Origin of the sequence: Butyrivibrio sp. M55 (genome assembly GCF_900116865.1) — a bacterium.
Taxonomy (GTDB): domain Bacteria; phylum Bacillota; class Clostridia; order Lachnospirales; family Lachnospiraceae; genus Butyrivibrio.
On sequence record NZ_FPCD01000001.1, the window covers coordinates 272,451 to 291,108 of the forward strand.

Sequence of the window (18,658 nt, forward strand, 5' to 3'; positions counted from 1 at the left end):
CTTTTTCTATGTCTACATTCTCATACGTCGTGGTACTCTCCACGTATAATTCCTCCGTTATTATGCTTTCTCCCCAAAGAAATAAAAGCCGTGACAATCAGTAATCTTTACTTTGACCATCTTTCCGATAAGCTCCTCGCTGCCGGGGAAATGTACAAGTGTATTGTTTGACATTCTTCCCGTCATAAGAGAATCATCATGATCGTTTACGCTTTCAACAAGCACTTCCTGAACCTGTCCCTTGTATTTAAGAGACTGCTCTTTTGCCGTATCCTGAACGACTTTAAGAAGCCTGTCGAAATTTTCTTTAACAACGTCTTCAGGCACCTGATCTTCAAAAGTAGCGGCAGGTGTGCCCGACCTCTTTGAATAAATAAAGGTAAATGCGTTGTCAAAGGCTGATTTCTTCACAACATCGATAGTATCGTCAACGTCCTCTTTGGTCTCGCCGGGGAAACCTACGATAATATCCGTTGTGATTGCAACATCGGGAAGCTTAGTCCTTATCCTATTTACAAGATTAAGGAAATCTTCCTTGGTATATTTTCTGTTCATTCTCCTCAAGATTTCGGTATTTCCCGACTGAAGAGGAAGATGAATATGTCTTGCTATTTTCTTGTTATTTGCAATAACATCTATAAGCTCATCTGAAAAGTCCTTAGGATGAGGAGTCATAAACCTTACTCTCTCTATACCTTCAACCTTAGTGACTTCGTCAATCAGCTCCGCAAAAGAAATCTTATCCGGATTTCCGTCCTCAAAATCATTTCCGTATGAGTTGACGTTCTGTCCGAGAAGCATGATCTCTTTAACGCCATCATTTGCAAGCTTTTCACACTCTCTGATGATATCCTTGGGGCTTCTGCTTCTCTCGCGTCCTCTGACATAAGGAACAATACAATAAGTGCAGAAATTATTGCAGCCAAACATGATATTTACGCCCGACTTAAATGAATACTTACGAAGAACCGGAAGATCCTCGACAATCTTGTCAGTTTCTTTCCAGATATCGATTATCATCTTGTCGGAGTTAAGTGATTGGTACAAAAGCTCCGCAAATTTATAAATGTTATGTGTTCCGAAAATAAGATCAACGAATCTGTAGCTCTTTTTGATCTTATCAACGGCCGTTTTCTCCTGCATCATACATCCGCAGATCGCAATCTTCATATAAGGATTGCTCTTCTTGAAATTACTGCACTGACCAAGCCTTCCAAGAACTCTCTGATCGGCGTTATCGCGAACGGTACATGTGTTATAGATTACAAAATCGGCATCTTCCGATTCAGTTTCTTCATATCCGACAAGCTTAAGTGTCGCAAGAAGTTTCTCGGAATCCCTTGCGTTCATCTGACATCCGAAAGTAACAACACATGCCTTAAGCTTTCTTCCAAGCTCTTTTTCCATAAAAGAAACCTGAGCCTTGGCTTTTTCAATATATTCAAGCTGTCTGACGCTCTCCTCATCGGCAACGTCCTGCCTGTTAGCGTTTAATATACTGATATTATTTGCTTTTTCACTAGCCATTAAAAATCTTCTCCGTATACTTTTACAATTCCCAAAAGGATATCTACAACCTTGCGCATCTCCTGTATAGAAGCATACTCATACTTGCCATGATAGTTGTAGCCACCCGTGCAAAGGTTCGGGCAGGGAAGTCCCTTATATGAAAGCGAAGCACCGTCTGTACCGCCTCTTATAGGTGAGTCTATCGGTGTGATCGCAAGTCCGATCATTACCTTCTTCGCATTTTCGACAAGATGCATGTGTGGACGGATCTTCTCGAGCATATTGAAGTACTGGTCTCTTATATTAACTTCAACCGTTCCAATGCCATACTTCTTGTTAAGATACTCCGCAGCATCGTAAAAGAGCTTTTTCTTGCTGTTAAAAAGCTTCTCGTTGTGATCTCTTATGATATATGTTGCCTCAGCGTTCTCTGTTCCGCCGTTCACGTTTGTGAGGTGGAAAAATCCCTCTCTTTTCTCCGTATACATGGGATTCTGGAATACTGGAAGCATTGAATGGAACTCATAGCAGATAAGAGCCGCATTTATCATCTTATTCTTGGCATCACCCGGATGAACGCTTCTTCCGTGAACCTTTATAGTTCCTTCCGCAGCATTAAAATTCTCGTATTCGAGCTCTCCGAGTTTTCCGCCGTCAACGGTATATGCAAAGTCTGCGCCAAATCTCTTCAAATCAAAATGAGCGGTTCCTTCGCCGATCTCTTCATCCGGAGTAAACGCGATTTTTATATCACCGTGCTTAATTTCGGGATTGGACAAAAGAGTTTCCGCCATTGTCATAATTTCTGAAACACCGGCCTTATCATCTGCTCCGAGAAGTGTCGTTCCGTCTGTAACGATAAGATCTTCACCGACATGATTTAAAAGCTCGGGGAAATCTTTGGGTGAAAGAACAACCTTTCCGTCCTTTGAAAGGCAGATGTCCGTTCCCTCGTAATTATCTATTATTCTGGGCTTTACATCTTTTCCGCTAACTTCATCTGAAGTATCCATGTGAGCGACAAAGCCCATCTTGTATCTCTTTTTGCCATCATCGATATTCGAAGGAATAGACGCATAAACATAACAATGATCTTCATCATAATATACGTCGGAAGCTCCGATCTCGATAAGTTCATCTCTTAAGATTTTTGCAAGGTCATGCTGCTTCATGGTAGAAGGAGACGTGCCCGAATCAGGATCTGACTGGGTATCAACCTTTACATATCTTAAAAATTTTTCAATAACATCCGGTTTGTTCATTTCTTTTTACTACTTTTCCTTTTATTATCTTTTTTATCTTTAAAGCTCTGATATATTCTGACAGAACGTTCTGTGAGCGTTACTTTGTCATTATCCAAAGCTTTTTTATCTGAATCACTTTTATTTTTTACGGCATGATCGTCATCGGAATCAGTGTTCACTTCCGTACATGCGGTATCGGATATAAGTTTCCAAGAATTTCCGTCAGGAAGTTTAGGAAGAGCTATTTCCGATTTATTCCAGCACATATTGTAACACACATATACAAATGGCTTATCTTCCGATTTTTTATCATAAAGACCGCAATAAAGAAGTCCCAAAACATGACTCTGCGCCGTAAAATCAGGTCTCCATGCATCTCTTCCGTGACAAGAAAAATCAGGATAGCCGCATGAAATATAATCCATCAGCTTAAACGGAGCCGGCTCTCTGAACATAATATGCGTTCTTCTCATATTTATGAGAAATTTTACATATTGAAGAAGATCCTCGTTCTTATCAAGCGCCTTCCAGTCAACCCATCCGATATCATTATCCTGACAATACGGATTGTTGTTGCCGCCCTGAGAGTTACCGAACTCATCTCCGCTGAATATCATGGGAGTTCCCTGTGCCAAAAAGAGCATGGACAGAATATTCTTTATCTGCCTGTTTCTAAGATCAAGAATGCCTTTTTTCCTGGTTCTTCCCTCGATTCCACAGTTCCAGCTGTAGTTCTCGTCTGTACCGTCTTTATTATTTTCTCCGTTTTCCTCATTTCTTTTATGTTCAAAAGAAACAAGATCGGCGAGCCTGAATCCTTCGTAGTTGCAAATATAATTGATCACGCCGTGGTCGCATCCGTTGGCGATCATTACCTTGAGGAAATCTCCCGCGGTATTGTCATCACTTTTTAAGAATTTTCTCGAAGAATTCAAAAATGTATTGTTATATTCGGCAAGAAAACGCTTTTTAACAGGTTTTCCTCCGTATATATCACCATAGTCAAACCACTCATGCCAGATCTTAACATCGGCAAAAAGCGGATCTTTTGTGATGTTCCGCATAGGAAGACGGGCTCCTTTGACATGAAAACCATCCACTCTGTACGTACATCTCCAGTACCTGAGCGCATCGATTATTATACTCTCGCTCTCATCATCTTCAAAATAAAACTGAAGGACTACTTCAATGCCGTTCTCATGCATTGTCTTGATAAAGTTCTTCACTTCATCCTCGGCATTTGCGGGATCCACACAATAAGAAGTTCTTGGAGCAAAGTAATAACCTTTTTTGTATCCCCAGAAATTCACCTTATGATCAAGACTTCCCTTGTTTGTAATACTTCCGTTTCTGGAAAAGATAACATCGCTTCCCTTAAGTGCTTTCGAGCCCTTGATGGCGCTACGAACTTTGCCTCTCTTCTCGGAATCCTGAAGTTCATTCATCTCATAAATCGGCATAAGCTCTATGCAGGTTACGCCAAGCGATTTAAGATAATCGAGTTTAGCGATTATTCCGGAAAACGTACCTCTGATATCAGCCGAAAGCCCACTCGACGAACTCTTCGTAAAGCCTCGTACATGCATCAGATAAACGAAGCTGTCCTCATACGGGGTCTGGGGCGATGTGCTTCCTTCCCAGTCAAAGCAAGTGGATGAGTCGGATCTGAGCGACTTATTATCAAGTTTGGCTCTGATATCCGAGTCCTCAACTTCAGCTCCAAATTTATCAAGTCCTATGACAAGCTTTGCATACGGGTCGCAGAAATAATCCTCATCTTCAAAAAGATTGTACTGCGTATATCCGTCCACATCCTTTATTCCGGAAATTCTCGCAGAATAAATATTCCCGCGCTTACATTCCGTAGGGAGTTCAATGACAAAACCGTCGTCTTCGCCTCTTTCGCCCCGGTAAAGCGTGATACCACGCTTAGAACCACCGTCAAATACAGCTCTGACAACCAGGCTCTTATCATAGTCAATATAGCAGCCCAATGGATAAGGCTTTTCATCAGTAATCTTGTACGCTGAAGTCATAATCTCTCCGAAATTTGTGCTCAAAGTTACTGTTTATTGTATCAAACAACATAAGCCCTAATATTTTAACACATAATGTCTTTATGTGCACGAAGTATGCTATAATCATGATAACCATTGAAAAAGATTTTCAGGAGGATTTTTATGGAATTTTCCAAAGTAGCAACAGAAATGAATACCAGAATTGAAAATGACGAGCAGATGACCGTTGACATCGAACTTGATGACAACAAAGTTGTTACCTGTGCGATCATCATAGTTCTTACAGTTAATTCAAAAGATTACATTGTTCTTCTTCCGCTTGATAAAAACGGTCAGAACAACGACGGAAACGTATGGTTCTACGAATTCATCTATAAAGGTGAAGATGAAGAGCCGGAACTTGGCTATATCGAAGACGACGCCGAGTACGATGCCGTTGCCGAGGCTTTCAACCTCTATCTCGACGATGTTGAATTCGATGAAATTGTTGAGATTCCCGAGGAAGACGCCGAAGATCTGTAAGAAATAATATTCACCATTTAAAAACCAGCGGATTTTAATCTGCTGGTTTTTTGTTTTCCTTTTCCCAGAGTTTTCTTATCGGGCGCAGGAACCTCGAAGGAAGCATGGCATTTTCTTTTGTGCCGCAGACGTAAGACATTACCAAAGCTTCTTTAGCTCTGGTCATTCCTACATAGAGCATGCGTCGTTCTTCCTCTTTCCCCGATTCAGACACAGCACTTCGCGATGGGATTATTCCTTCGTTAAGATCAGGAATCCATACGCATTTATACTCAAGACCTTTTGAACCATGGAGTGTAATTATATTTACCGTGTCTCCTGTTTTACTATGCTTTGGATTCCTTTTATTTTGAGTGGTATATTCTTCTTTTTCCTCGTTAAAAGAATTTATAAAAGACTTAGTATTGGAATATGATTTTGCTTTTTCTTCGAACAAATCCAATTTCTTTTTGCTGTTTGGATAAAGCTTATCTATCCCGATCTCTTTCCTGATAAACCTGACAGACAACGCCGGTCGCATCTTTGATATCATCGAAATCTCATGAAACAGCTTATTTACAACCTTACTTCTGTCCCTGTTTCCTTGATAAAAAGCCAAAACATCCTCTTTCCTGACTATCTCCTTCATTGCACTTTCTCTTGAAATATAGCGAAGAGGCTTGTTCATAATCTTATAAAAGAGCGCCCTCGAGCTTTCGATGCACGCAAAAGAAAGATAATAGACACAAAGCATAACTCCCTCATCGTCATAAAGCGCCGTATCATCTGTGTTTTCGATGTTGCTCTTTATGCCTTTTTGTTTTAAGAATGACGCAATTGTCTTACACTCCGAATTGGTCCTGCATAATATACCGATGTCATTTAATTTATTCTGTCCGCTAAGAAACACGCTCATCGCTTCATATTGTTCTTCTTTTGTCCTGTATCTTCTTGCTATGACATATCCGTTTGTTCCTGTTCCGGATACAATTTTCTTCTTAAATCGCATCTTATTTTCGGCTATGACCAAGCTCGCATTATCCAAAATAGACTTGCCACACCTGTAATTTACAGAAAGATTTACTATATGAACCTCTCTTTTCATGCGCTTTTCAAACTCCATCATTATTCCGGGTTTTGCACCACGAAATCCGTATATTGCCTGATCGTCATCACCTACAACAAAAAGATTCTGATCATCATTTAAGATTGACTCGATATTTTTTTGCTGCATCTCATTAATATCCTGATATTCATCAATCAGGATGTACTTATATCTTTCTTTGTACAGTTGTGCAATTTCTTTTTTGCTCTCAAAGAGCTGCGCACATATAAGAGACATATCGTCGAAATCGATTTTCCCAAAGGATTTTAGGCTGCTATTATATTTTTCAAATATCACCTTGAAATAATCTTTATACGGAACAGAATCCGAGACGAAATCAGGCGAAAGTCCCGCGTTTTTTATCCTTGAAATCTCAGACGTAATATCTTTTACAATCTCATTTTCATCAAGAAGAGAAAGCTTATTCATATTCTCCCTGCTGCTTTTGAGCGCATTAATGAGAATATCTTTAACCAGCTTGCACTTAAAAAGCTCGTCCGCTATCTCAATTTTGTTGTAGAAACCGGCCGCTTTACTGTTTTCTCTTAGTATGTTGTAAAAAAGTGAATGGAAGGTTCCGAACGAAACCTCAGGATATGAACTATCCGTGACCTTTAAAAATCTTTGCTGCATCTCAATGGCAGCAGCTTTGGTAAACGTTATAACAAGAATCGAAGAAGGAGGAACTTCATATTCTTCAATCAAAAACTTAAGTCTTTGAACTATTACAAAAGTTTTGCCGCTCCCCGGCCCCGCAAGTACCATTGCAGGGCCGTCTTTATGAGTTATCGCTTCCTCTTGAGCGGCATTTACTTTAACGTCAACCAAAGATGGGTAAACGTTATTATTTCTCAAGTAATTCAATTCCTTTTTTAATTCTGCTTATTGTCTCTTCTTTGCCGATGACTTCCATAAGTTCGGTAGCTCCGCAAGGAGTCATCTCTTTTCCTGAAACAGCAATTCTTACAGGCCAGAGAACAAATCCGTTCTTGTACTCATTGGTCTTGATGTAATCAGAAAGAAGTGCATAAAGAGCATCATTTGTGTAATCATCGTGAGCTTCAAGAATAGGAAGAACCTCTTTTAACACCTTAAGAGATGTCTCTTCGTTGGTCTTCATCTTCTTGTGAGTGTAGATAGCTGTATCATACTCGGGAAGCTTTGCAAAGAACTTAACCATGTCAGCAATATCGGGCCAGATCTCGATACGAGTCTTTACCATATTTGCAATCTGCTTAAGCTTGGCATCGTCAGCAGAAAGTACGCTGTCGCCTTCTTCCTTAAGAGCATCTACGATATAACCCTTAGCCATCTTAAAGAACTCATCCTCATCCATCTTCTTAAGATACTCGCCGTTCATCCACTTAAGCTTAGTGTAATCAAATACGGCAGGTGACTTATTGATGCGCTTGTAATCAAACTTCTCGATAAGCTCCTGAAGGCTCATGATCTCATTGTTATCATCGGGAGACCATCCAAGAAGAGCAACAAAGTTAACAACTGCCTCAGGCAGGAATCCCTGCTCAATAAGATCTTCGAATGAAGAATGTCCGCTTCTCTTTGAAAGCTTCTTGTGCTCCTCGTCAGTGATAAGAGGACAATGTATGTACTTGGGAATCTCCCAGCCAAATGCATCATAAAGTCTGTTGTACTTAGGTGATGATGAAATATACTCATTACCTCTTACAACATGTGTGATTCCCATGAGATGGTCATCAACAACGTTTGCAAAATTGTAAGTCGGATATCCGTCAGACTTAATGAGAATCATGTCATCAAGTTCTTTATTCTCAACGGTTACATCACCGTAAAGCTCGTCGTGGAATGTTGTTGTTCCTTCTGTGGGATTGTTCTGTCTGATAACAAAAGGCTTTCCCTCAGCAAGGTTCTTTTCAACTTCTTCCTTTGAAAGAGAAAGACAATGCTTATCATAAACACTGATTTCTTTTCCCTCAACTACCTGAACAAGTGAAGCAAGTCTCTCCTGGTCACAGAAGCAATAATATGCCTCGCCCTTCTCTACAAGCTCTTTTGCATAAGTCATGTAGATACCGGCCTTCTGTCTCTCACTCTGAACATAAGGGCCAACCTCGCCTCCAACATCGGGACCTTCATCGTGAATAAGTCCTGTGTCTTTGAGTGTCTTATAGATAATCTCGGTAGCGCCTTCAACAAAACGCTCCTGATCTGTATCTTCTATTCTGAGAATATAATCGCCACCCTCATGCTTTGTAATAAGATAAGCATAAAGAGCTGTTCTTAAATTTCCGACGTGCATACGGCCTGTTGGGCTCGGTGCATATCTTGTACGAATCTTTGCCATTTTTAACCTCGATTATTATAGTTTATTTACATTTCCAAACGATTTATTATTGTAGCATACAATATCTTTTTTTCAATAGTCTGCGCAAACGGCTGTATCATTTCTTGCCTGTTGATCCAAATCCGCCTCTGTCGGCACCTTCAAGATGCTCACATTCATCAAATACAATCGCAGGCTGATTCTCCATGATCCTAAACTGACAGATTCTGTCATTAAATCCGATATGTGTATCTCTCATTGCGATCACAGGCATAAACCACTGATCGTTGTCTCCGCAATAAGAATGGTCTACAACGCCCATGTGATTGGTCTGCACAACACCGAAGTTCTTAAATGTAGAACTTCTCGGAACAATGTGAGCTTCATATCCTTCAGGAATTTCCATCGCAACTCCAAGAGGAACAAGATGGAACTCACCTTCCTTAAGATCCACATCTTCTGCGCTTCTAAGATCGATCCAGTCTGACTTTCCGTCAATATATGTAAGTTTTTCAAGCTTATCGTTAAAATATTTTATCTTAATATTTTTTCCCATTTTTCTCATCCTCCAATTATTTGTTCAACGGATTTTATTATAATTGATTTTGATTCTTTTTTCTAATACAAAAGAGGTTCTCACGAATTATTTTCGCAAGAACCTCTGCAATACAATCACTTTATATCAATAACCTTATAGTCCTTCTCTTCGACTGCCTTCTTGAGTATGTCATCCGAAACCTCAAGATTAAGTGTCACAACCGCGTTGTTTTTCTCGTGGCTTACAACCGCTTCGGTAACACCTTCAACCGCTTCAAGAGCAGCCTTAACAGTATTCTCGCAGTGACCACACATCATACCTTCAATACTAAGTGTCTTTGTCATATTGATTTCCTCCGTTTTTGAAAGTGACGAAACAATTATCTCATTATCAGGATCATCATCCTCATCATCAGTTTTATGTTTTTTACTCTTGTTGTACATTTTCTTATCCTTTGACGCATCGCGGATATCAAAAAGATTAAGTCCTAGAGCATTTGTAACAACAAAGAAGCTTGATAAGCTCATTGCGGCAGCGCCGAACATGGGACTTAATGTAAGTCCAAAGAGCTTTATAAAGCAGCCTGCGGCAATCGGAATACCAATTACATTGTAAATAAATGCCCAGAAAAGATTCTGGCGGATATTTGTAAGAGTACCCTTTGACAATCTTATAGCACCCGAAACATCGAGCAGACTGTTTCTCATAAGTACGATATCAGCCGCATCAACAGCAATATCTGTTCCAGCGCCGATCGCAATTCCTACATCGGCGGCCGTAAGCGCGGGAGCATCATTGATTCCGTCGCCGACCATCGCAACCTTGCCCTCTTTCATGAGCTCATCTGCAATGTCTTTTTTGCCTCCGGGAAGCACTCCGGCATAAACCTCATTAACTCCGGCTTTTGCAGCGATTGCTCTTGCCGTATTTTCATTGTCACCCGTGATCATAACAACACGGATGCCCATATTCTTAAGTTCTTCGATTGCCTGAGCAGAATCATCTTTAATAGTATCCGCAACAGCAATGATACCGATAAAGATATTGTCCTTTGCAAAGAACAATGGAGTCTTACCTCTTATTGATAAGCCGTAAGCCCTCTTTGAAACTTCCTCAGGTATATTGGCATATTTGGAGATGAAATCAAGATTACCGCATCTGATCACAGCTCCTTCTATGGTTCCTTCAAGTCCGTTTCCTGAAATCTCGTTAAAATCATCTACCGGAACATCCATATTTGCACAGATATTGGTTGCATGTGTTGCAACAGCTTTTGCAAGAGGATGCGCGCTCTTTGATTCAAGAATTCCCGCAAGTCTTACAAATTCAAGTTCTTCGCCGGCACTCTTTTCTGCCGAATATCCGCTGTCTGTGATCGCTTCAGCCAAAAATACATCGGTAACAACAGGTTCACCCTTCGTGATAGTTCCTGTTTTATCAAGGATCACAATATTGCACTTACCGGCATTTTCAAGCGTTGCAGCAGTCTTAAAAAGAATACCGTTCTTTGCTCCGACACCGTTTCCGACCATTACTGCAACAGGAGTTGCAAGACCAAGCGCACAAGGGCAGCTTATTACAAGTACGGCGATTCCTCTTGCAAGGGCATATCCAAAACTTGTGCCCACAATAAGCCATGACATAATGGTAACCAGAGAAATGCACATAACTATCGGAACAAAAACGCCGGATACTTTATCTGCAAGCTTCGCAATAGGAGCCTTTGTAGCGGCCGCATCACTTACCATTGTAATAATCTGTGAAAGAGTTGTATCTTTTCCGACTCTTGTAGCCTTACATTTAAGATAACCCGAAGAATTGATAGTTGCCGCAAATACATCTTCTCCGGCGCTCTTATCAACAGGAATACTTTCACCTGTAAGTGAAGATTCATCTATTGCGCTGCTTCCTTCAACGATAACTCCGTCAACAGGAATTCTCTCACCTGCTTTAACAACAAATAAATCGTCGACTTTTACCTGCTCAATCGGAACCTCTTTTTCTGCCCCGTTCTCGTCAATGACATTTGCTGTCTTTGAAGCAAGCTTCATAAGGCTCTTTATCGCAGTTGTGGTCTTGCCCTTACTTCTTGCTTCGAGCATCTTGCCAACCGTTATAAGAGTAAGTATCATAGCTGCCGATTCAAAATACAGCTCATCATAGAAAAGATTGGTTTTTTCGGGAGTTCCGTTGGCATTTGAGATCATCATTATAGCCAACGCAAATGCACTGTACACAAAAGAAGCAGAACTTCCGAGGGCCACAAGACTGTCCATATTTGGTGCCTTGTGCATAAGCCCTCTAAATCCGCTTATAAAAAAATTTCTATTAATGATCATTATGACAATGCATAAGACCATCTGAATAATTCCGATTGCTATATAGTTTCCGTCCAAAAATGCAGGAAGCGGGAACCCAAAAATCTTATGTCCCATGGAGAAATATATAAGAACGAGCAAAAATCCTATCGAATAAAGGAGTCGTTTTTTAAGAATCGGAGTCTCTTTATCTTTAAGAGCTTCTTCCTCCTCGTTATTCTGTCCTTCTTCATCAAGTAAAGTTGCCCCATATCCGGCATCCTCGACCGCTTTAATAATATCCGAAGTAAGAACATTTCCATCAACCGTCATTGAATTGGTAAGAAGGTTAACATTACACTCCGACACTCCTTTAAGTGAATTAACTGCTTTCTCCACACGCACCTGACATGCAGCACAACTCATTCCGGTAATTACATACTTTTCCATAACATATCCTTTTTATGCCTTGCGTCATCGAATACACTCCGAATTCACGCCTTAATTAAGTAAGTGCCGAAAAATCGGCATCTTTTTTTGCATCATGATTGATTCTGACGTTCAACAAGATGCTCTCCGCAGTATATTTCACGGAGCTTTGGTTTGTCAATTTTTCCCGTAGGATTCCTAAGTACATTGGCAAAAATAATCTTTCTCGGCCTCTTGTATCTTGGAAGATCCATACAGAAACGATCCACATCATCCTCAGTTAAAGTCATTCCCTCTTTTACCTGAATAATGGCAGCGGCAATCTCGCCAAGTCTGTCATCCTGAAGGCCGATAACTGCGGCATCATGTATCTTATCGTTTTTCATTAAGAAACTCTCTATCTGAACCGGATAAAGATTTTCTCCACCTGAAATTATAACATCTTTTTTTCTATCTACAAGGAATATGAATCCATCTTCGTCCTGACGAGCCATATCACCTGTGAAAAGCCAGCCGTTTTTAAGTATCTCGGCGGTTGCTTCGGGATTTTTGTAATACTCGACCATGACACCGGGACCTTTTACGCAAAGTTCACCGATCTCGCCCTTATTAACTTCTTTTCCGTCTTCATCAACAATCTTGGTCTTCCATCCATATCCGGGAATTCCGATAGCGCCGACCTTCTCGACATTCTCAAGTCCGAGATGAACGCAACCGGGGCCCGTTGACTCAGAAAGTCCGTAGTTTGTATCGTACTTGTGATGAGGGAAATATTTAAGCCATCTCTTAATAAGACTCGGCGGAATTGGCTGTGCACCGATATGCATAAGCCTCCACTGCTTGAGATGATAATCCTCTATCTTGATCTTGCCCGAATCAAGCGCTGCAAGAATATCCTGCGCCCACGGAACAAGAAGCCATACGATGGTACATCTTTCTTCCGAAACGGCTCTGAAGATCGATTCAGGTGAATTTCCTTTCAAAAGAACCGCTCTGCTACCTGTATAAAGAGATCCAAACCAGTGCATCTTAGCTCCCGTATGATACAAAGGAGGAATGCAAAGGAAATTGTCCTCGTGCGTAGTCTCGTGATGAATAGCCTCCATCTTGGCTGACTGCATAAGCGCAGTATGAATATGTAAAATAGCTTTGGGAAATCCGGTTGTTCCCGATGAAAAATAGATTGCCGCATCATCCTTATCCTCGATAAGAACTCTCGGCGCAACCGAAGAACTGTTGGAAACCTGTCTGTAATAGTCCTCTGCATAAGAAGGACACTGATCTCCGACGAAGAAAAGAAGCGTCTCTTTCTTTATCTTCTGCGCGATATCCTCGATGCGTCCGATAAACTCAGGTCCGTAGAAAAGAACATCAGAATCCGATGAGCCAAGGCAATAATCAATTTCCTCCGCATCGAATCTAAAGTTAAGAGGAACCGCAATTGCTCCCGATTTAAGAATTCCAAAATAAATCGGAAGCCATTCAAGACAATTCATAAGAAGAATCGCACACTTCTGGCCTTTTTTTATGCCCCTTTCGATGAGCATGTTTGCAACTCTGTTTGCTTTCTCATCAAAAACCGACCATGTGATCTGTCTTCTGTAATATGCTGTGGAAGTCGGCTGAATAAGCTCATATTCTCTCCACGTAACCCTCTGCTCTTCTTTAATCTCCGGATTGATCTCAACAAGAGCAACTTCATCCCCATACAATTTGCTGTTTCGTTCCAATAAATCCGTAATTGGCATAAGAAATCCTCCGCTTTAAAGTGCTAAAGTAAAGTATAAACGTATTCTATTTAAAGGTCAAATATGATATATTAACTTTATCGCGCTAAATTGCCATATAAAATTCTGTAGGAGGTTTTTTACCATGGATCAAAAAAACAATGGGCAGCTCATGCTGGGCAACAAGGCTGTTGCTCGTGGTCTTTATGAGGCCGGAGTTTGCTTTATTTCCAGCTATCCCGGAACTCCCAGTACGGAAGTAACCGAAGAAGCTGCCAAATATGATGAAATATATTGCGAATGGGCTCCAAATGAGAAGGTTGCTATGGAATCCGCTTTTGGTGCATCACTCGCAGGTCGCAGATCGTTTTGTGCTCAGAAACACGTTGGACTTAATGTAGCTGCTGACCCTCTTTATACAATGTCTTATACCGGAGTTAACGCCGGTCTTGTTATAGTTGTTGCCGATGATGCAGGAATGCACTCTTCACAGAACGAGCAGGATTCACGTCATCATGCTATCGCAGCTAAGGTTCCCATGCTCGAGCCTTCAGATTCTAAGGAAGCTCTTGAATACACAAAGCTTGCTTACGAAATTTCTGAGAAATTCGACACTCCCGTGCTTCTTAAGATGTGCACAAGAGTAGCTCACTCTCAGTCAATCGTTGAGACCGGCGAGCGTGTTGTTCCCGATAAGCCTTATGAAAAAAATATCGCTAAGTACGTTATGATGCCGGGCAATGCCAAAAAGCGTCACCCCATCGTTGAGCAGCGTACTCAGGATCTTATCAAATTCGCCGAAGAGAATCCCATCAACAGAGTTGAAATGGGCGGCACAGAGATCGGTATCATCACATGCTCAACTTCTTATCAGTATGTAAAAGAAGTATTCGGTGACTCCGTAAGCGTTCTCAAGCTTGGAATGACCAATCCTCTTCCATGCGATCTTATAAAGAACTTTGCGGCAAAGGTTGATAAACTCTTTGTTGTCGAAGAACTTGACCCCATCATCGAAAATCACGTTAAGGCTCTTGGAATCGAAGTTACAGGAAAAGAGCTTCTTCCTATTATTGATGAATTTTCTCAGAATCTTCTCGCAAAAGCTTTCGGAAAAGATGTAAATGAAGGCTTTGCCATCGATGAGCAGATTCCCGCAAGACCACCCGTTATGTGTGCAGGTTGCCCTCACAGAGGACTCTTTTACACTCTTAAAAAGAATAACTGCACGGTTCTTGGTGATATCGGATGCTATACACTCGGTGCGGTTCCGCCCCTTGGTGCAATCGAGATGACACTTTGCATGGGTGCTTCAATCGGTGCCGTTCACGGATTTAATAAAGTTCGCGGCGCTGAGAGTGAGAAAAAGACTGTTGCCGTAATCGGTGATTCAACATTCATGCATTCAGGTATGACAGGACTTGCAAACGTTGCTTACAACCAGTCAAACTCAACTATCGTTATCGTTGATAACTCAATCACGGGAATGACAGGTCACCAGCAGAATCCCACAACAGGTTACAACATCAAGGGAGACCCTGCTGGAAAGATCGACCTAGAAGCACTTTGCAAAGCTATGGGCTTTGAACGCGTAAGAGTCGTAGATCCTTATAACTTAAAGCAGTGCGACGAAGTCCTCAAGGAAGAGCTAAGCATAGAAGCTCCTTCTGTAATCATCTCAAGAAGACCTTGCGCACTTCTTAAATATGTAAAGCATAACGCACCTCTTAAGGTTAATACCGATAAGTGCGTAGGCTGTAAATCATGTATGAAGATCGGATGTCCTGCCATCTCAATGAAGAACGGCAAGGCAACTATTGATAACACATTATGTGTAGGCTGCAATGTATGTTCACAGATGTGCCCTGTTGGTGCATTTGAAAGCACAGCAGAAAGTGAGGCATGATAATGGAAACTAAGAATATTATGATTGTCGGAGTTGGCGGACAGGGATCACTTCTTGCCAGCAAATTATTGGGACACCTCCTCCTTTCACAGGGCTATGATGTAAAAGTGTCCGAAGTACACGGAATGTCTCAGAGAGGCGGTAGCGTTGTTACTTACGTAAGATACGGTGATAAGGTTTACTCCCCCGTTATCGATAAGGGCGAAGCTGATTACATCGTTTCTTTCGAGATTCTCGAAGCTGCAAGATGGCTTCCTTTCCTTAAAAAAGACGGACAGATCGTTACGAATACACAGCAGATTGATCCTATGCCTGTAATTACAGGTGCTGCCGAGTATCCCGAAGATCTTGTTTCAAAGTTAAAAGAAACAGGTGCTAAAGTTGATGCTCTTGATTGCCTCTCACTCGCTGAGCAGGCAGGATCTGCAAAAGCCGTTAACATCGTTCTTCTCGGAAGACTCTCACACTACTTCGATCTTCCCGAAGAAGCATGGATGAAGTCACTTGAAGCAAATGTGCCCACTAAGTTCCTTGAAATGAACAAGAAGGCGTTTGAGCTTGGAAAAAACATGAAGTGATATTGCTATCATAAGCATTTTTTATCATCTATCTACAAACACACGGAGGAATTATACATGGAGCGATATTATCAGAAGGACATTGAGTGTGCGCCCTATGAGGAAATTCGCAAGATTCAATCAGAAAAACTAGTTAAGCAAGTAAAACACGTATGGGACAATGTTCCTTACTACCGCAAAAAAATGGAAGAAAAAGGTGTTACACCTGATGATATCAAGTCGGTTGACGACCTCCATAAACTTCCTTTTTTATCAAAAAAAGACTTAAGAGATGCTTATCCTTACGGACTTCTCGGAAAACCGTTAAAGGAATGTGTTCGTATCCACTCCACATCCGGAACAACAGGAAAAAGAGTCGTTGCCTACTATACACAGCATGACATCGACCTCTGGGAAGACTGCTGCGCACGTGCCATCATGGCTGCCGGCGGAACAAATGAAGACGTCGTTCATGTTGCATACGGCTACGGTCTCTTCACAGGCGGAGCCGGAATTCACGGCGGTTCACACAAAGTAGGATCTCTTACTGTTCCTATCAGCTCAGGAAATACAGACAGACAGATCATGTTCATCAACGATCTTGGTGCTACTATCCTCTGCTGTACTCCCAGCTATGCCGCTTACCTCGGTGAGCGTTTCAAAGAGATGGGCTACGGCCCCGATGACATTCCGCTTAAAGCCGGTATCTTCGGAGCAGAGGCCTGGAGTGAAGAAATGCGTGCAGATATCGAGAAGACTCTCGGAATCAAAGCATATGATATCTACGGACTTACAGAGCTCTCAGGCCCCGGTGTAGCATTTGAATGTTCTGCTCAGGACGGAATGCACATCAACGAGGATCACTTCATCGCCGAGATCATCGATCCCGACACAGAAGAAGTTCTTCCTGAAGGTTCACAGGGTGAGCTCGTGTTTACAGCCGTAGATAAAGAAGCTTTCCCGATGATCCGCTATCGTACAAGAGACATCTGCAAGCTCACAAGAGAAAAATGCTCTTGTGGAAGAACTCATGTCCGCATGGCTAAGCCTATGGGACGTTCAGATGACATGCTTATCATTCGCGGCGTAAATGTATTCCCGAGCCAGATTGAGACTGTTCTTATGAACAACGGCTATGCAGCAAACTACCAGATTGTCGTAGACAGAGTAAACAACACAGATACTCTCGATGTTCAGGTTGAAATGACTCCCGAGATGTTCACGGATAACGTCGGTGAAGTTGAAGAACGACAGAAAAAACTTGTTGAAGGCCTTAAGTCCATGCTTGGAATCAAGGCTAAGGTTTCTCTCCTTGCTCCCAAGTCTATCGCAAGAAGCGAAGGAAAAGCCGTTCGTGTAATCGACAAGAGAAAAATCTAATCATATAATGAAAATATAAGATGCAAAGGGGGATACAGCTATGAGCGTAATGCAGATTTCAGTATTTCTTGAGAATAAACCCGGTACCTTGAAGAAAATGACAAGTGTACTTGCAGCGAACAAGATTGACATGCGCGCTACTTCTCTTGCCGAAACCAAAGACTTCGGTATTGCAAGACTTGTAGTTGACGATGCTCTCGCAGCTGTTAACACTCTTAAAGAAAATAATTTTGTAGCAAGCCTCACTCCGGTTCTTGCCATCGAGATTCCGGATGAGATGGGCGGACTCGATAACCTGCTCACCGTTTTCGATGAAGCAAAAGTCAATATCGAGTACATGTACGCTTTTTCCGGCGGCTCAAACAAAGATCACGCTTACATGATCTTCAGAGTTTCAGATACAAAGAACGCCGAAGCAAGACTTGCCGCAAACAAATCTCTCAAGATGCTTACTCAGGAAGATCTTGCACAGATCTGATGTAAAAAATAAAGCTGTGAACCGATGAATTTCATTGGTTCACAGCTTTTATTTTATCTTTTTATCCAAATATATCTGACAAGTTTATGTTCACCATTGTCATAAGTATCTTTACTTTCCAAATTGCATTTTTCAAGCTCTGAAAAATCATCATCAGCAATCAAATCTCTGACCGTAATATTCGGATTATTTCCGGGGATTTCGCGAAAGCCATTAACCCAAAGAACGCCATTATCTTTAAGATGCTTTGACAGCTTAGGAAATAAGCTCTTATCGAGCCTGAAATGATTTATGATGATCAGATCATATTCATCCAACCTATCAAATACCGCGTTATCAGAAAGGTCTACCTGTGTTGTTCTAATTCTTTGTCCTTCTATATTTGCAAAATTATTAAGTCTATCCAAAGCAACTTTACTAAAATCAATCGCATCAACGACATATCCCTGCTTACTTAAAAAGATTGAATTTCTCCCATCTCCGCAAGCAGCATCCAGAACATTCCCTTTTACAGGAAAGTACTTCATATCTTCTTCCAACTTAGAATCATGCATCATTAGCTTTGCACCACGTGCATCAAATCTGTTATCCCACCAGTCGGCATCTCCCATATATATCATATAAAACTCCTAATCTAACAAAAATCTAACTTTAGATTAGCCATAACCCT

Annotated in this window: 14 protein-coding genes; 5 read left to right on the forward strand and 9 right to left on the reverse strand. The window is 41.4% G+C overall.

The features are described from left to right. Positions 1-60 precede the first annotated feature (60 nt). From miaB to BM398_RS01300, 3 genes are read right to left on the reverse strand one after another with little or no spacing between them, the layout of a single operon-like run. Positions 61-1,527 (reverse strand): tRNA (N6-isopentenyl adenosine(37)-C2)-methylthiotransferase MiaB, encoded by a 1,467-nt coding sequence (gene miaB / locus BM398_RS01290; RefSeq protein WP_092336081.1) that lies wholly within the window; start codon positions 1,525-1,527, stop codon positions 61-63. Continuing rightward, on the reverse strand, positions 1,527-2,771 hold the full coding sequence (pepT, locus tag BM398_RS01295) for a peptidase T (RefSeq protein WP_092336082.1): 1,245 nt from the start codon (positions 2,769-2,771) through the stop codon (positions 1,527-1,529). Before pepT ends, miaB begins: the two co-directional genes overlap by 1 nt. After that, on the reverse strand, positions 2,768-4,789 hold the full coding sequence (locus tag BM398_RS01300; protein ID WP_092336083.1) for an alpha-amylase family glycosyl hydrolase: 2,022 nt from the start codon (positions 4,787-4,789) through the stop codon (positions 2,768-2,770). Before BM398_RS01300 ends, pepT begins: the two co-directional genes overlap by 4 nt. Positions 4,790-4,933: 144 nt before the next feature. Between BM398_RS01300 and BM398_RS01305 the strand changes: the two genes are divergently transcribed. Further along, positions 4,934-5,293, forward strand: a complete 360-nt coding sequence (locus BM398_RS01305) for a DUF1292 domain-containing protein (RefSeq protein ID WP_051198964.1) — start codon at positions 4,934-4,936, stop codon at positions 5,291-5,293. A 34-nt stretch (positions 5,294-5,327) separates the two neighbouring features. Here the strand turns inward: BM398_RS01305 and BM398_RS01310 are convergent, their stop codons facing one another. The 5 genes from BM398_RS01310 to BM398_RS01330 form a co-directional block, all read right to left on the reverse strand. Then, entirely contained in the window at positions 5,328-7,232 is a 1,905-nt protein-coding gene (locus BM398_RS01310) for an ATP-dependent helicase (RefSeq protein ID WP_092336084.1), read from the reverse strand. Next, positions 7,222-8,700 carry a glutamate--tRNA ligase gene (gltX, locus tag BM398_RS01315; RefSeq protein WP_092336085.1) on the reverse strand — a complete coding sequence of 493 codons (1,479 nt, stop codon included), beginning with the start codon at positions 8,698-8,700 and terminating at the stop codon, positions 7,222-7,224. Before gltX ends, BM398_RS01310 begins: the two co-directional genes overlap by 11 nt. A gap of 97 nt (positions 8,701-8,797) precedes the next feature. Further along, positions 8,798-9,235 (reverse strand): dUTP diphosphatase, encoded by a 438-nt coding sequence (locus BM398_RS01320; RefSeq protein WP_092336086.1) that lies wholly within the window; start codon positions 9,233-9,235, stop codon positions 8,798-8,800. 116 nt (positions 9,236-9,351) lie between these two features. Then, on the reverse strand, positions 9,352-11,964 hold the full coding sequence (locus BM398_RS01325; RefSeq protein WP_092336087.1) for a heavy metal translocating P-type ATPase: 2,613 nt from the start codon (positions 11,962-11,964) through the stop codon (positions 9,352-9,354). 92 nt (positions 11,965-12,056) lie between these two features. Beyond that, positions 12,057-13,691 carry a class I adenylate-forming enzyme family protein gene (locus BM398_RS01330; protein WP_092336088.1) on the reverse strand — a complete coding sequence of 545 codons (1,635 nt, stop codon included), beginning with the start codon at positions 13,689-13,691 and terminating at the stop codon, positions 12,057-12,059. A gap of 124 nt (positions 13,692-13,815) precedes the next feature. Between BM398_RS01330 and iorA the strand changes: the two genes are divergently transcribed. The 4 genes from iorA to BM398_RS01350 are packed head-to-tail and all read left to right on the forward strand — an operon-like array spanning position 13,816 to position 17,988. Continuing rightward, positions 13,816-15,573 (forward strand): indolepyruvate ferredoxin oxidoreductase subunit alpha, encoded by a 1,758-nt coding sequence (iorA, locus tag BM398_RS01335; RefSeq protein WP_092336089.1) that lies wholly within the window; start codon positions 13,816-13,818, stop codon positions 15,571-15,573. Between the two features lie 2 nt (positions 15,574-15,575). Beyond that, the gene (locus BM398_RS01340) at positions 15,576-16,151 is read left to right on the forward strand and encodes an indolepyruvate oxidoreductase subunit beta (RefSeq protein ID WP_092336090.1); all 576 of its coding nucleotides are present in this window, start codon (positions 15,576-15,578) and stop codon (positions 16,149-16,151) included. 57 nt (positions 16,152-16,208) lie between these two features. Beyond that, positions 16,209-17,510 carry a phenylacetate--CoA ligase family protein gene (locus BM398_RS01345; RefSeq protein WP_092336091.1) on the forward strand — a complete coding sequence of 434 codons (1,302 nt, stop codon included), beginning with the start codon at positions 16,209-16,211 and terminating at the stop codon, positions 17,508-17,510. A gap of 40 nt (positions 17,511-17,550) precedes the next feature. Beyond that, the gene (locus tag BM398_RS01350) at positions 17,551-17,988 is read left to right on the forward strand and encodes an acetolactate synthase (RefSeq protein WP_027208354.1); all 438 of its coding nucleotides are present in this window, start codon (positions 17,551-17,553) and stop codon (positions 17,986-17,988) included. 53 nt (positions 17,989-18,041) lie between these two features. On the opposite strand, the gene BM398_RS01355 is transcribed toward BM398_RS01350, so the two are convergent. Beyond that, complete coding sequence (locus tag BM398_RS01355) at positions 18,042-18,608, reverse strand: class I SAM-dependent methyltransferase (RefSeq protein ID WP_092336092.1); 567 nt, start codon at positions 18,606-18,608, stop codon at positions 18,042-18,044. Between the last annotated feature and the right edge of the window lie 50 nt (positions 18,609-18,658).

Coding starts and splice junctions, on each gene's coding strand:
- miaB (WP_092336081.1), bottom strand. CDS start 1,527: ATGGCTAGTGAAAAAGCAAATAATATCAGTATATTAAACGCTAACAGG.
- pepT (WP_092336082.1), bottom strand. CDS start 2,771: ATGAACAAACCGGATGTTATTGAAAAATTTTTAAGATATGTAAAGGTT.
- BM398_RS01300 (WP_092336083.1), bottom strand. CDS start 4,789: ATGACTTCAGCGTACAAGATTACTGATGAAAAGCCTTATCCATTGGGC.
- BM398_RS01305 (WP_051198964.1), top strand. CDS start 4,934: ATGGAATTTTCCAAAGTAGCAACAGAAATGAATACCAGAATTGAAAAT.
- gltX (WP_092336085.1), bottom strand. CDS start 8,700: ATGGCAAAGATTCGTACAAGATATGCACCGAGCCCAACAGGCCGTATG.
- BM398_RS01320 (WP_092336086.1), bottom strand. CDS start 9,235: ATGGGAAAAAATATTAAGATAAAATATTTTAACGATAAGCTTGAAAAA.
- BM398_RS01325 (WP_092336087.1), bottom strand. CDS start 11,964: ATGGAAAAGTATGTAATTACCGGAATGAGTTGTGCTGCATGTCAGGTG.
- BM398_RS01330 (WP_092336088.1), bottom strand. CDS start 13,691: ATGCCAATTACGGATTTATTGGAACGAAACAGCAAATTGTATGGGGAT.
- iorA (WP_092336089.1), top strand. CDS start 13,816: ATGGATCAAAAAAACAATGGGCAGCTCATGCTGGGCAACAAGGCTGTT.
- BM398_RS01340 (WP_092336090.1), top strand. CDS start 15,576: ATGGAAACTAAGAATATTATGATTGTCGGAGTTGGCGGACAGGGATCA.
- BM398_RS01345 (WP_092336091.1), top strand. CDS start 16,209: ATGGAGCGATATTATCAGAAGGACATTGAGTGTGCGCCCTATGAGGAA.
- BM398_RS01350 (WP_027208354.1), top strand. CDS start 17,551: ATGAGCGTAATGCAGATTTCAGTATTTCTTGAGAATAAACCCGGTACC.
- BM398_RS01355 (WP_092336092.1), bottom strand. CDS start 18,608: ATGATATATATGGGAGATGCCGACTGGTGGGATAACAGATTTGATGCA.